8 protein-coding genes are annotated in these 13,362 nt (G+C 72.1%); 2 read left to right on the forward strand and 6 right to left on the reverse strand.

Features of this window, described 5'->3' with window-relative positions; translation table 11 throughout:
- Nucleotides 1–363: 363 nt before the first annotated feature.
- Entirely contained in the window at nucleotides 364–1,914 is a 1,551-nt protein-coding gene (gene gatB, locus LP52_RS04140; protein ID WP_040270827.1) for an Asp-tRNA(Asn)/Glu-tRNA(Gln) amidotransferase subunit GatB, read from the reverse strand.
- Nucleotides 1,915–2,455: 541 nt separating this feature from the next.
- Here gatB and LP52_RS04145 point away from each other — a divergent pair.
- On the forward strand, nucleotides 2,456–3,670 hold the full coding sequence (locus LP52_RS04145) for a thioester domain-containing protein (protein ID WP_040270828.1): 1,215 nt from the start codon (nucleotides 2,456–2,458) through the stop codon (nucleotides 3,668–3,670).
- 492 nt (nucleotides 3,671–4,162) lie between these two features.
- Complete coding sequence (locus LP52_RS04150) at nucleotides 4,163–5,377, forward strand: thioester domain-containing protein (RefSeq protein ID WP_157036195.1); 1,215 nt, start codon at nucleotides 4,163–4,165, stop codon at nucleotides 5,375–5,377.
- Between the two features lie 227 nt (nucleotides 5,378–5,604).
- Here LP52_RS04150 and gatA read toward each other — a convergent pair whose 3' ends face one another.
- The 5 genes from gatA to LP52_RS04175 all read right to left on the reverse strand — a co-directional run bounded on the left by gatA (nucleotide 5,605) and on the right by LP52_RS04175 (nucleotide 13,274).
- Nucleotides 5,605–7,107: an Asp-tRNA(Asn)/Glu-tRNA(Gln) amidotransferase subunit GatA gene (gatA, locus tag LP52_RS04155; protein ID WP_040270830.1), complete on the reverse strand. Its 1,503-nt coding sequence runs from the start codon at nucleotides 7,105–7,107 to the stop codon at nucleotides 5,605–5,607.
- Nucleotides 7,104–7,403, reverse strand: a complete 300-nt coding sequence (gene gatC, locus LP52_RS04160) for an Asp-tRNA(Asn)/Glu-tRNA(Gln) amidotransferase subunit GatC (RefSeq protein WP_040270831.1) — start codon at nucleotides 7,401–7,403, stop codon at nucleotides 7,104–7,106. The genes gatA and gatC overlap by 4 nt, the downstream gene beginning before the upstream one ends.
- A 201-nt stretch (nucleotides 7,404–7,604) precedes the next feature.
- Nucleotides 7,605–9,686 (reverse strand): putative bifunctional diguanylate cyclase/phosphodiesterase, encoded by a 2,082-nt coding sequence (locus LP52_RS04165; RefSeq protein ID WP_052809402.1) that lies wholly within the window; start codon nucleotides 9,684–9,686, stop codon nucleotides 7,605–7,607.
- Between the two features lie 366 nt (nucleotides 9,687–10,052).
- Entirely contained in the window at nucleotides 10,053–12,230 is a 2,178-nt protein-coding gene (gene ligA, locus LP52_RS04170) for an NAD-dependent DNA ligase LigA (protein WP_040270832.1), read from the reverse strand.
- A gap of 21 nt (nucleotides 12,231–12,251) precedes the next feature.
- Entirely contained in the window at nucleotides 12,252–13,274 is a 1,023-nt protein-coding gene (locus LP52_RS04175) for a methionine synthase (protein ID WP_040270833.1), read from the reverse strand.
- Between the last annotated feature and the right edge of the window lie 88 nt (nucleotides 13,275–13,362).

The raw sequence follows: 13,362 nt of genomic DNA on the forward strand, positions 1-13,362 counted from the left end.
CGATTACCGCGAAGCGGGCGCGTGTCCATCCGGCGCACCGCCGACACGGTCCCGTCGACCGATTCCGCCGGGGCGGACGGTACCGCGGCCGCGGACCGGATGCGACGTCGGCCGCCGCGCCCGAGAGCGCGGCCCGGGCCCCGACCTCTCTAGGACACTCCGACGGCCGCCGGCATTCCCTCTCGCCTGTCCCCGCATCCACGGCACAGGCGCCGCCGGGACGCCTCCCGTGCACCTCCGGACGTGCGCGGCCGCGGATCCGGCGCCCGCCGGTGCCGGGGCACGCGGGCGCAGCGACGCCGATCGGCACCGCATCCGCCCGCCGCGCACCGCCGGGTTCGCACGGAGGCCTCGCCGGGGGCCTCACTGGGCGCCGAGGCGCTCCAGGATCAGCTCGCGGGCACGACCGGCGTCGGCCTGCCCCTTGGTGGCCTTCATCACCGCACCGACGAGGGCGCCGACTGCGGCGACCTTCCCGCCGCGGACCTTGTCGGCGGCGTCGGGGTTGTCGGCGATGGCCTGATCGACGGCGGCGCCCAGCGCGGAGTCGTCGCTGACGACCTTCAGACCGCGCGCCTCGACCACCGCGTCGGGGTCGCCCTCGCCTGCGAGTACGCCCTCGACGACCTGGCGGGCGAGCTTGTTGGTGAGCGTGCCCTCCGCCACCAGGGCAGCGACACGCGCCACCTGGTCGGGCGTGATCGGCAGCGCCGCCAGCTCGACCTCGGTCTCGGTGGCGCGGCGGGAAAGCTCGTTCAGCCACCACTTGCGGGCCTCGTCCGGGGAGGCGCCGGCATCGACCGTGGCGGCGACGAGGTCGATCGCCCCGGCGTTGACCAGGTCGCGCAGCTCCTCGTCGGCGAGGTTCCACTCCGCCTTGACCCGGGCGCGCTTGGCGGCGGGCAGCTCGGGCAGTCCGGCACGCAGCCGCTCGATCCAGTCGGCGCCGGGCGCCACCGGGACGAGGTCGGGATCGGGGAAGTAGCGGTAGTCCTGGGCCTCCTCCTTGCTGCGGCCCGAGACGGAGCCTCCGGTGTTCTCCTGGAAGTGCCGGGTCTCCTGAACGACCCGCCCGCCCGCGCCGAGCACGCCGGCCTGGCGCTCGATCTCCGAGCGCACCGCGCGCTCCACCGAGCGCAGCGAGTTGACGTTCTTGGTCTCGCTGCGGGTTCCCCACTCGTCGGCGCCGCGCGGCATCAGCGAGACGTTGACGTCGCAGCGCAGCGAGCCCTCCTCCATGCGGACGTCGGAGATCCCCAGCGAGCGCACCAGGTCGCGCAGCTCGGTGACGTAAGCGCGGGCCACCTGCGGGGCGAGGTCGCCGGTGTGCTCGATCGGCCTGGTGACGATCTCCAGCAGCGGGATGCCGGCGCGGTTGTAGTCGACGATGGAGTACTCGGCGCCGTGGATGCGGCCGGTCGTGCCGCCCATGTGGGCGGTCTTGCCGGTGTCCTCCTCCATGTGCACGCGCTCGATGTCCACCCGGATCTCGCGCGGGCCCTCGGCCGTGTCGACGGTTACGTCGAGGTAGCCGTCGGTGCACAGCGGCTCGTCGTACTGCGAGATCTGGTAGTTCTTCGGCATGTCGGGGTAGTAGTAGTTCTTCCGCGCGAAGCGGCACCACGACGCCACCGAGCAGTTCAGCGCCAGCCCCAGCCGGATCGCGCTCTCCACCGCGGTCTCGTTGGCCACCGGCAGCGCGCCCGGCAGAGCCAGGCACACGGGGCAGACCTGGGTGTTGGGTTCGGCGCCGAAGGCCGTGGCGCAGGAGCAGAACATCTTCGAGGCCGTGCCGAGCTCGACATGGGTTTCCAGCCCCAGCACCGGCTCATAGGAGCGCATGGCGTCGTCGAAGGCCACGGGGGCCGGACCGTCACCGCTCGTGGCAGGGCTACTCGTTACCGCGCCAACCATCGCCGCAACCCGTTTCCTTATCCGAGATCCGTATCCGTGCGGGGCCCGCGCCGACTGGGCCGGGCGGGGTCGCCCCGAACCCGTGCGTAGCGGTCGCGCGGGGGCACGACCGCCGAAAGGTGCGCGCCGCGCCCGCCTGCGGGCAGGCCGCGGACCGCCACTTGCAGCCTACCGATGCGGCAGGAGGTCCGGGCACACTCCCACCCCTCGCCCCCACCGCCCTTCGCCGGGAGCACTCCGCGCCACGCACCCACCGGTCGCCCGCCACCCCGCATCGGCAGGGCCCCACGGCGCCCCCGGCACAGCAGGCACTCGTGCGGTCCCTCTTCCCGCTGAGCGACGGAGTGATTACTCACCAGGCCCGCAATGTCACGGCCTGCGCACGATTCGACTTCACCTCGTCGTACACACCCGGTCCACGTGGCTGCGCAAGGTTAATCTGAGGTCGCTCGTGCAGGTCCGCCGCTTCGGCGACGCCCTGCCCGCCCATGCCCGCCCCGGTCCCGCACCGGCCCGCTCCTCGGGGAGGGATCGCACCCCCATGTCCGGAATCCTGCGGCGGTGCCTCGCCGCGGTCGGCGCCACGCTCGCCATAGCTGCGGGCGTATCCGCGCCGGCCTCGGCCCAGGACCTGTCGCGTGTCGCCCCGGAGACCGAACAGGGCGCCACGCTCCGGCTGAAGGGGGGCGAGGCCGCCACGACGTCCCTGTACCGGCTGACCGTGGGCGAGAACACGTCGGTCACGGCATACTGCGCCGACATCAGCGCCAGCGTGAGCACCGAGGCGGCCTACACCGAGACGGGCTGGGGCTCCGACACCGCGCCGGCGGTGGATCCCGGCACCCCGGAAGCGCTGGCGTGGATCACCGGTCACTCCTACCCGAACGTCGGGCTGGAGCATCTGCGTGAGCAGAGCGGTGTGCCGGACCTCGGCCCGCCCCAGGCGATCGCGGCGACCCAGGCGGCGATCTGGCACCACACCAACGGGGTCGACCTGGTACGGGAGTCCGCCCAGGGGCCGGGCAACGCCACTCCGATACGAGAGCTCTACGACTACCTGGTGCAGGGCACCCGGGAGCACGCCGGCGAGGTGCCGGAGTCGACGCTCGAACTCACCCCCGAACGGGTCGAGGGCGCCGATCCGGAGGCACCGATCGGACCGCTGACCGTGCGGACCACCTCGCCCGGTCCGGTGGCCGTATGGGTGCAGGGCGCGCGGCACGGGCGACTCACCGGTACCGGAGGCGAGGACGTCGACCTCGTCCACGACGGCGAGGAGTTCTTCCTGCGGCTGCCCTCGGAGGCGCCGGCGGGCGTGGCGACCGTCTACGCGCAGGTGACCGACGCACGGGTGCAACCGGGCCGGCTGTTCGTGGGCAAGGACGGGGTCGAGACCCAGCCGCTGGTCGTGGCCGACTCCGCCGTGGCCATGGCGAACGCCGCGGTCAAGATCGACTGGGTGACCGACGGCGGCTCCGCCGACACGGAAGCGGAGTCCTCCCCCTCCGCGTCGGCGCCCGCGGCCGGTGAGGCCGACGAGGCCGAAGCTCCATCGGCGGCTCCTTCGGCCCGGCCCCGGCCGGCGCCGTCGGCGTCGTCCTCGTCCGGAGAGCTGGTCGTGGCCGAGGACCGCCGCCCCGACGACCACCTCGCGTATACGGGGGCATGGGTGAGGGGCGTCGTCATCGTCGGCCTGATCCTCGCGGCGGCCGGTACAGCGGCGCTTTACCTGGCTCGGCGGCGCCGCTCGCTGTGACTTCGGACGGCGTTTCAGGAGTGGATTCGGATGACACAGTGGCCACCTGCGGCCAAAGTTTCCTCTGATGAAGGCGGTCGCATCCCGCTCGTCCGGCTTCCCCCACACGCCCGGCGATCCGATGTTTCATGCAAACGCACAGGTGCCGGGCGGTTTCGCCGCCGGCGGCGGACACGTGCACCCCCGAAGCCCCGGATAACGGACAGCACAGAACAGATTCCATAAATTCGGCGAAGCAGGTTGGAAGGCCCGAACGGGATCGCTAGGATCTGCCGTGCGGTAGACGAGAAATCGCCGTCGCGGCCCCCGCTACCGTCCTCGGCGATCGGTACACCACGCCCTACGGCGTCTGATCCGTTTCGGCCGAACACCGCACCAGCAGTCGGCGTCGACGCACGCCCCTGGTCGGCCGAATGCTGTTCGCATCGCGCAAGCGCGAACGAAGCACCGTCCGGTTTCCCCTATATCCCACCGGGACACGATTTGAGCGTAATGAGTCACCCCCTGCCCGACACGCGCCGCAGTCGCGCGGTCACCAAGTTCGCGGCCACCGCCGCGGCCGCCACCCTGGCCCTCGGTCTCGCCGCCGCCCCCGCCGCCGCTGAAGGCGCCACCGGCAAGTACGTCGGCAACGCCGAAAAGGGCCACGCCGTGAAGACGGCCGGAGGGGCCGAGGTCGGCACGACCCTGTTCAAGCTGAAGCTCGACGACGGCACCGTCCTCAAGACCTACTGCATCGACTTCGAGACCGACATCGTCGGCGGCGCCAAGTACGAAGAGGACGCCTGGGACAACTACCCCGGCAAGGGCGACTTCGCCGAGCCGGCCAAGGTCCACTGGGTGCTGCAGAACAGCTTCCCGAAGGTCGACGTCGCCTCCCTCGCGGCGAACACCGAGATCGGCGCCCTCAACCAGAAGGACGCCGTGGCCGGAACCCAGGCCGCCATCTGGCACTTCAGCAACGGCGTGAAGCTGGGCGAGAACGGCAACGACCCCGAGGTCAAAAAGCTCTACGACTACCTCGTCGAGAACGCCGTCGAGGAGAAGCAGAGCGAAGAGCCCGACATGTCGCTGAGCATCACCCCGGCCGAGGCCGAGGGCAAGGCAGGCGAGACGGTCGGCGAGTTCCTGCTGGAGACCAGCGCCGAGAGCGCTCCGGTCGAGCTGTCGGGCCCCGAGGGCCTCACGCTGGTCGACCTGGGCAGCGGCGAGCCGATCGAGGGCGACGTCGCCAACGGCACGAAGTTCGGCGTGCAGATCCCCGAGGACGCCGAGGCCGGCGAGGCGGGCATCTCCTCCTCCATCTCCACCACGGTGCACATGGGCCGCCTGTTCAAGGGCTCCAAGGGCAAGGAGACCCAGACGCTGATCTCGGCCGAGTCGAAGGACATCCCGGCCGACGCGGGCGCGAAGCTCACCTGGACCGCGGGCGACAAGCCCACCCCCACGCCCTCGCCCAGCGAGACCGACTCTCCGAGCCCGAGCCCTTCGCCCTCGGAGACCCCGGACGACAAGCCCACCCCGACCGAGTCCGCTGAGGCCCCGCCTGCGGACGAGGACGAGGGCAAGGACGACGAGGCCGACGGCGGCCTGCCGGTCACCGGTGCCGCCCTGGGCGGCCTGGTCGCCGCAGCCGTCGCCGCTCTGGGCGCCGGTGCCGCGGTCATGTACCTGAGCCGCAAGCGCCGCACCTCCTCCATCGGCTAGGGCTGAAGCCCGACCCCTTCGATGGGCGTCCGGCCCCCGCCCGGGGGCCGGACAGCGGACAGCGCCCGTCGCCGCGATCACGCGGCGGCGGGCGCTTCGCGTGTGCGGGGCGGCGCCTACCCCTCCCCCGCTCCCGCCGCCCGCGGCACCGCACAGCGAAGGGCGCCGGGTTCCCCGCGGGGAACCCGGCGCCCTTTCCGTGCGGCCGGGACGCGGCCGCTCGGCGGCTACACCGCGAACGCTCCCCGGGCCAGCAGCGGACCGCCCTGGCGTTCGTCGAGGGCGGCCTCCACTGCCGCGCCGACCCGGTAGGTGCGGTCGTCGGCCAGGGCCGGGGCCATGATCTGCAGTCCCACCGGCAGGCCGTCCTCCGGCGCCAGCCCGCAGGGCACCGACAGCGCCGCGTTGCCCGCCAGGTTCGTCGGGATGGTGCACAGGTCGGCCAGGTACATCGACATCGGGTCGCCGGTGCGCTCGCCGATGGGGAAGGCCGTGGTCGGCGTCGTGGGCGACACCAGCACGTCGACGTTCTCGAAGGCGGCGTCGAAATCGCGCTTGATCAGCGTGCGCACCTGCTGGGCGGAGCCGTAGTAGGCGTCGTAGTAGCCGCTGGAGAGCGCGTAGGTGCCCAGCATGATGCGCCGCTTGACCTCGGGACCGAACCCCTCGGCGCGGGTCAGCGACATGACCTCCTCGGCGCTGCGGCTGCCGTCGTCGCCCACGCGCAGGCCGTAGCGCATCGCGTCGAAGCGGGCCAGGTTGGAGGAGCACTCGCTGGGCGCGATCAGATAGTAGGCGGCCAGCGCGGCGTCGAAGCTCGGGCAGGAGACCTCGACGACCTTGGCGCCCAAGGATTCCAGCAGTTCCACCGACTCCTGGAAGCGCTGCTGGACGCCCGGCTGGTAGCCCTCGCCGCCCAGCTCGCGGACCACGCCCACCCGCAGGCCGGCCACGTCGGCGCGGCGCGCCGCCTCGACCACCGGAGGGACGGGGGCGTCCACCGACGTGGAGTCGCGCGGGTCGTGGCCGGAGAAGGCCTCGTGCAGCAGTGCGGCGTCCAGCACGGTGCGGGCGATGGGGCCCGGAGTGTCCAACGACGACGCGAAGGCGATCAGCCCGTAGCGCGAGGAGCCGCCGTAGGTGGGCTTGGCGCCTACCAGGCCGCACACCGCGGCCGGCTGGCGGATGGAGCCGCCGGTGTCGGTGCCGGTGGCCAGGGGCGCCTCGTATGCGGCCACCGCCGCCGAGGACCCGCCCGAGGAACCGCCGGGGATGCGGTCGAGGTCCCAGGGGTTGCGCGTGGCGCCGAAGGCGGAGTTCTCCGTGGAGGAGCCCATGGCGAACTCGTCCATGTTGGTCTTGCCCAGGATCACCATGCCGGCCTGGCGCAGCCGCGCGGTGACCGTGGCGTCGTAGGGCGGGTGCCATCCGGAGAGGATCTTGGAGGCCGCGGTGGTGGGCATGTCCACGGTGGTGAAGACGTCCTTGTGGGCCACCGGGACTCCCGCCAGCGGCCCGAGGTCCTCGCCGGCCGCGATGCGCTCGTCGACCTCGCGGGCCTGGGCCAGTGCGGCCTCGCGGTCCAGGTGGAGGTAGGCGCGGACGTCGCCGTCGACCTCGGCGATGCGGTCGAGGTATGCGGTGGCGGCCTCGACCGCGGTGGTCTCGCCGGCGCGGACGGCCCCGCCCAGCTCGGCGGCGCTCTTCCGCAGCAGCTCGGCGGCGCTCACTGGTCCTCCCCCAGAATCTGCGGGACGCGGAAGCGCTGGTCCTCCACCGCGGGCGCGCCCGCCAGCGCCTGGTCGGGCGAGAGCCCGGGAAGGTCCTCGTCGGGGCGGTAGACGTTGGTCAGCGGCAGGGCGTGCGAGGTCGGCGGGATGTCGCCCTGGGCGACCTCCTGCACCTTGGCCACAGCCGAGATGATCTCGTCGAGCTGGGCGGCGAGCTGGTCCAGCTCGTCCTCGTGCAGCGCCAGCCGCGACAACCGGGCGAGGTGTGCGACCTCATCACGGGTGATGGCGGACATGTAGGCAAACCGTTTCTTCGGCGGAATCGGACGTGTCTGCTCCGCTGAGCCGCCGGCCCGGGGGGCCGCGCGCCGCGGCGTGGTCGGTGGCGCCGACGGCTCGGTGGATTCGGACAGCTCAATCCTATTGCCGCCGAGACGGCGCCGGGCGCGCTCGTCCTCACGTGCCCCCGCCGCGGTCGGCCCCGGTCGGCGCGCCGGTCAGGCCGAGCGGCTGTGCTCCTCGCTGGGAGAGGGGGCGCGATAGCTCGCCGGGGGCTCCAGACCGCCGTGCTCGACCAGCCAGCCGACCACGTCGGCGGCCTGCAGCGGAGCGGCGAAGTAGCGGCCCTGGGCGGCGTAGCAGCCCATCGATCGCATGTCGTCGGCCACGCCCGCGGACTCGACCCCCTCGGCGACGGCGCGCATGCCGAGTGTGCCCACCAGGTCCACCGCCGACTGCACGATCAGATGGCCGTCGGGGTCGGCGAGGCTGCGCCGGACGAAGGACTCGTCCATCTTGATCTCCTCGACCGGCAGGCCGTTGAGGCGCGCGAGGGTGAAGTAACCGGTGCCGAAGTCGTCCAGTACCAGCGAGACGCCCAGGTCGGCCAGCGCCAGCATGGTGGGGGTGATCGCGTCGGCCTCGGCGACCATCACGCGTTCGCTGATCTCCAGGCGCAGGGCCTGGGGCTCGACGCCGTGGCGGCGCAGAGCCGCGGCGACGATGTCGGGCAGGGTCGGGTCGAGCAGCTCGCGTGCCGACAGGTTCACCGCCACGGGCAGCCGCACCCCCTGGTCCCACCAGCGGGCGATCTGGGGCAGGGTGCGCTCCAAGACCTCGTGGGTGAAGCTGCGCATCAGATAGGACTGCTCGACCAGCGGGACGAAGTCCTCAGGGGGCAGCACGCCCCGCTGGGGATGGCGCCAGCGCACCAGCGCCTCCAGCCCCACGGCGCGGTGGTCGGCGAGGCCCACCTCGGGTTGGTAGTACATCAGCAGCTCGTCGTCGACCAGGGCGCGGCGCAGTTCGCCGAAGAGGCTGAGGCGGGCGGTGGAGTTGCGGTCCTTGTCGGGTTCGTAGAGCTCGACGCCGGTACGGCGCTCCTTGGCGACGTACATCGCGACGTCGGCCCGCTGCATCAGCAGCTCGAAGTCGGGGGCGTGGTTGGGGTAGAGGGCGATGCCGACGCTGGCTTCGAGGTCGAAGTCCATGCCGTCCAGCCGCATGGGCTCGGCCAGCGAGACCCGCAGCCGGGCGGCGACCTCGCGGGCGGAGGCGGCGTCGCGCACCTGGGGCAGCAGCACCGCGAACTCGTCGCCGCCCAGGCGGGCGACCAGGTCGCCGGGGCGCACGCTGTGGGTGAGCCGCCGCGCGACCGTCTGCAGCAGGCGGTCGCCCGTGGGGTGGCCCAGGGTGTCGTTGACCTCCTTGAAGCGGTCGAGGTCGAGCAGCAGCAGGCCGACGCGGTTCCTGCGCTGCTGGGCCTCGGCGAGCGCCTCCTGAGTGCGCAGGATCAGCAGCTTGCGGTTGGCCAGGCCGGTCAGCTCGTCGTGGTTGGCCTGGTGCTCGCGCTTCACCGACAGGGTGGCGCTGGTGTAGAGGGCGGCCAGCGGGAAGAAGAACAACGGCACGAGCCAGATCTCGTGGGTCATGGACACCGACACCAGCGGAGCGAGGCTGAGCAGCACGCCGTGAACGAAGATCCGCTGGGTGAGGTCCTTGCGCAGGGTGGCGCCCATGGGGACGCGCTCGTGGACGGCCACGGCGGTGTCGACCAGCGCCAGGTTGCACACGAAGTAGACGGCACCGGCGAGCGCGACGCCGGCCAGGTCGGGGCCGGAGACCGGCCGGGGCGCGGCGGCCTCCTGGGAGACCAGCAGGAACAGCACCGCATCGGCGGCGCCGAAGCTGAGGACGTATTGGGCGATGTTGAACGCGACGCGGTGCGGGGCCTGGCCCCGGGCGACCCCGGCGATGACCGACGCCACGGCCTGCACGAGCGCCGCCACGGGCAGGCCGAAGGAGACCAGCAGCGCGAACGAGAAGGGCAGCGAGGTGGGGGCGCCCTGGTCGGGTGTACCGCGCGGCGACGCGATGGGGCGCAGCTCGCCGATCACCACCATGCACAGCATCAGCCAGACCAGCGGCATGGCGCTCAGCTGCTGCAGCCGGTCCAGGCCGTAGAGGTAGAGCGCGGCACCCAGGACCCCGCCCCCCGCCGTCGTGATGACGGCGAGGTAGAGCCACAGTGGCGTCCCTGTCCGGGGTCCGACGTCCCGGGTGCTGTTGGGATCCAACATAGACGTCCTCAGGGGGATTCACGGTGCCCGGCGCCGAGCTTGCTCCCCCCGCGGCGCCGCGGCTTTCGGGTCGAGGTCAGTCAACTCCTCCGGCGGGTGGTCCCCCCATGACCAGCCCGGTCCTTGCGTCTGCAATGCGCAGCTACATCCGATCGATTCCGATTTCAGCTTACGACCCTTCATAACCAGGTGTCGCCGATCAGGAACTTTCGGTAAAACTGGGCGCCGCCTGGAACGATCGCCCGATTCGCCCCGAAATACTGCGACACGTAGCCTAATGATCGCGGATCGTAGACGCCACTGCCTGCAGGGACGCCGGTGCCCGGCGCGAGTGGGAGATCGCGCCGGTCACCGCGCTGAGCACCCTCAATCCGTATTCAGCCGGTGCTTCATGGCCGCATCCGGCCCATCCCCCAGCAGCACCCGGAAGCCGTTCTCGTCGAGGACGGGAACCCCCGCTTGCACCGCCTTGTCGTATTTACTCCCCGGGCTGTCGCCGACCACGACGAATCCCGTCTTCTTGGAAACCGACCCGGTCACCCGGCCGCCCTGCTCCGCGATGGCCTCCTTGGCCTCGTCGCGGCTGAAACCGCTCAGGGACCCGGTGACCACCACCGTGGTGTTGTCGAGCAGGCGCGGCCCGCCGGCACCCTCCTCCTCCATGCGCACGCCGGCCTCGCGCCACTTGCGCACGATCTCGCGGTGCCAATCGACGTCGAACCACTCGCTGAGCGAGGCGACGATCGCGGGTCCGATGCCCTCGACGGCCGAAAGCTCCTCCTCGGAGGCCTCGGCGATCGCCTCGATCGAGCGGAAGTGGCGGGCCAGGTCCTCGGCTGCGCGCGGGCCCACGTGGCGGATGGACAGCGCCACCAGCACCCGCCACAGCGGACGCTGCTTGGCCTGCTCCAGCTCCTCGAAGAGCTTCTCGACGGCCTTCTTGGGCTCGCCCTCCTTGTTGGCGAAGAAGGTGACGACCTTGGGTTCACCGGTTTCGGGATCGCGCTTGGGCTCGGAGGTGTCGGGGTCGAGGACCAGCGACCTGATCGGCAGCAGGTCCTCGACGGTCAGGTCGAAGAGGTCGCCCTCGTCGCGCAGCGGCGGGGTCTTCGGTTCCAGCGGCTGGGTGAGGGCGGTGGCCGCCACGTAGCCCAGCGCCTCGATGTCCAGGGCCTTGCGGCTGGCGATGTAGGCCAGGCGCTCGCGGCGCTGCCCCGGGCAGTCGCGGGTGTTGGGGCAGCGCAGGTCGACGTCGCCCTCCTTCTGCCGACCCAGCTCGGTGCCGCACTCCGGGCAGGTCCGGGGCATCGCGAACTCGCGCTCGGAGCCGTCGCGGCGCTCGACGACCGGACCCAGGATCTCGGGGATGACGTCGCCGGCCTTGCGCAGCACCACGGTGTCGCCGATCAGGACGCCCTTGCGGACGACCTCCTGCTCGTTGTGCAGTGTGGCGAGCTCCACCTCGGAACCGGCCACCCGGACGGGCTCCATCACGCCGTAGGGAGTCACGCGGCCGGTGCGGCCGACGTTGACCCGGATGTCGAGGAGACGGGTGGTGACCTCCTCGGGAGGGTACTTGTAGGCGATCGCCCAGCGCGGCGCGCGGCTGGTGGAACCGAGCCGGCGCTGCAGGGAGACGTCGTCGACCTTGATGACCACGCCGTCGATCTCATAGGCCGGATCGTGGCGGTGCTCGGTGTAGTAGCCGATGTAGTCGCGGACCTCGTCGCGGGTGGTCAGCACCCGGTAGCGGTCGCTCACCGGCAGCCCCCACTCGCGCAGCAGGTCGTAGACGTGGGACTGGTGGGTGAACTCCACGCCGGTGTGAGCGCCCACGCCGTGCACGAGCATGCGCAGCGGGCGGGTGGCCGTCACGCGCGGGTCCTTCTGCCGCAGGGAGCCGGCGGCGCCGTTGCGGGGGTTGGCGAAGGGGGCCTTGCCCTCCTCGGTGAGCCGGGCGTTGAGCTCTTTGAACTCCTCGCCGGGCAAGAAGACCTCGCCGCGGACCTCCAGCAGCTCGGGGGCTGCGCGCGAGGACGTGTCGAGCCGCTCGGGGACGCCCTCGATGGTGCGGACGTTGAGGGTGATGTCCTCGCCTACGCGGCCGTCGCCGCGGGTGGCGGCGCGCACCAGGCGGCCCTGCTCGTAGACGAGGTCGACCGCCAGGCCGTCGATCTTGAGCTCGCACAGATAGGCGTCGATCGGGGCCTCGGCCTCGACCCGGTGCACCCACGCCTCGAACTCCTCGTCCGAGAACGCGTTGTCGAGGCTCTGCATACGCTCCAGGTGCTCGACCGGTGCGAAATCGACGCTGACGGGCGCGCCGATCTTCTGCGTGGGCGAGTCCTGGGTGATCAGCGAGGGGTGGCGCTCCTCGATGCCGCTCAGCTCGCGCATGAGCGTGTCGTACTCGGCATCGGGGATGACGGGTTTGCCCATGTAGTACCGGTAGCTGTGGTCGTCCAGCTCCTGGCACAGTTGAGCGTGGCGCTCGCGCACCTCGGCGGGGACCTGTTCGTCAGCCGTCGGTTCCTGTGCGCTCACCCTCGGCCGTCCTTTCCGCAGTCACTGGCGCCGCGGCTCCTCGCGCAGCGCTCGGGCCCCCTGGCGGCACGCCTCGATTGCCGCGCGAGCATGGTCGGGCTGCGCCCGACCCAGCCCGCACGAAGGTGTGACGACCACGGCGCGGGAGAGCAGCTCGGGGGCGAACCCGACGCGGCTCCACAGTTCACGTACAGGATCGACGTTAGCCGCCGGGGCTGACAGAACCCCTCCTGCACTCGCCACGACACCCGCAAAAAGTCCCACGCCGTTCTCGATCGCCGTGCCCACCTCGTCGTCCAGAGACGGGCCGATCAGCGTCGCGTCCAGCCCCACGGCGCGGGCGCCCGAGCGCCGCAGCAGATCCAGCGGCGCATCGGCGGCGCAGCAGTGTGCGCCCGGTACGGCGCCGGCCTCGCTCAGCGCGCCGAACAGGTCGCGCAACCGCGCCTCGACGGTGACGCGGTCGGGCACGGGCAGCCGCCCGTACCCGCTGGCGGTGGGCACCGAGCCCGCGAGCACCGCAGGCAGGGAGGGCTCGTCGACCTGGACGAGCAGCTCGGCGCCGGGCACGCGTTTGCGCACCTCGCCGACGTGGGCGAGCACCCCTTCGAGATGGGACGCCGCCAGGTCGGCGACGGCGCCGGAATCGGCCAGCAGCTTCTCACCCGAGCGCAGCTCGACGGATGCGGCCAGCGTCCACACTCCGGCCACCTGGATCTTCAGCGGCCCCTCGAAGCCCTGGGACTCGTCCTCCAACGCGTCGAGGTCGCGGGAGAGGAAGCTGCGCGCCCGCTGCACGTCGCGGCCGGGCCGCAGGGCCACCCGCCATCCGGAGGGCCGGACCTCCACCGGCAGCTCCACCAGCATCCCGGCGGTGCGTCCGACCATGTCGGCGCCCGCGCCCCGCTCGGGAAGTTCGGGCAGGTGCGGCAGGTCGGGCAGTTCCCCGAACACGGTACGCACCGCCTCCTCGGGATCGGTGCCCGGGACGGACCCGACACCGGTGTAGCTCGCCTCCGGCCAGGGATATCGCTGCTCAGTCACATCCCCAAGGCTAGAGCACAGGCGGCACCGGCCGACCGGCCCCGGGCGGCCTCGGGGACCGGCCGGCCGGAGTCGGCGCGGCGCTCAG

This window comes from Streptomonospora alba (assembly GCF_000826685.1).
In the GTDB taxonomy this organism is placed as follows: domain Bacteria; phylum Actinomycetota; class Actinomycetes; order Streptosporangiales; family Streptosporangiaceae; genus Streptomonospora; species Streptomonospora alba.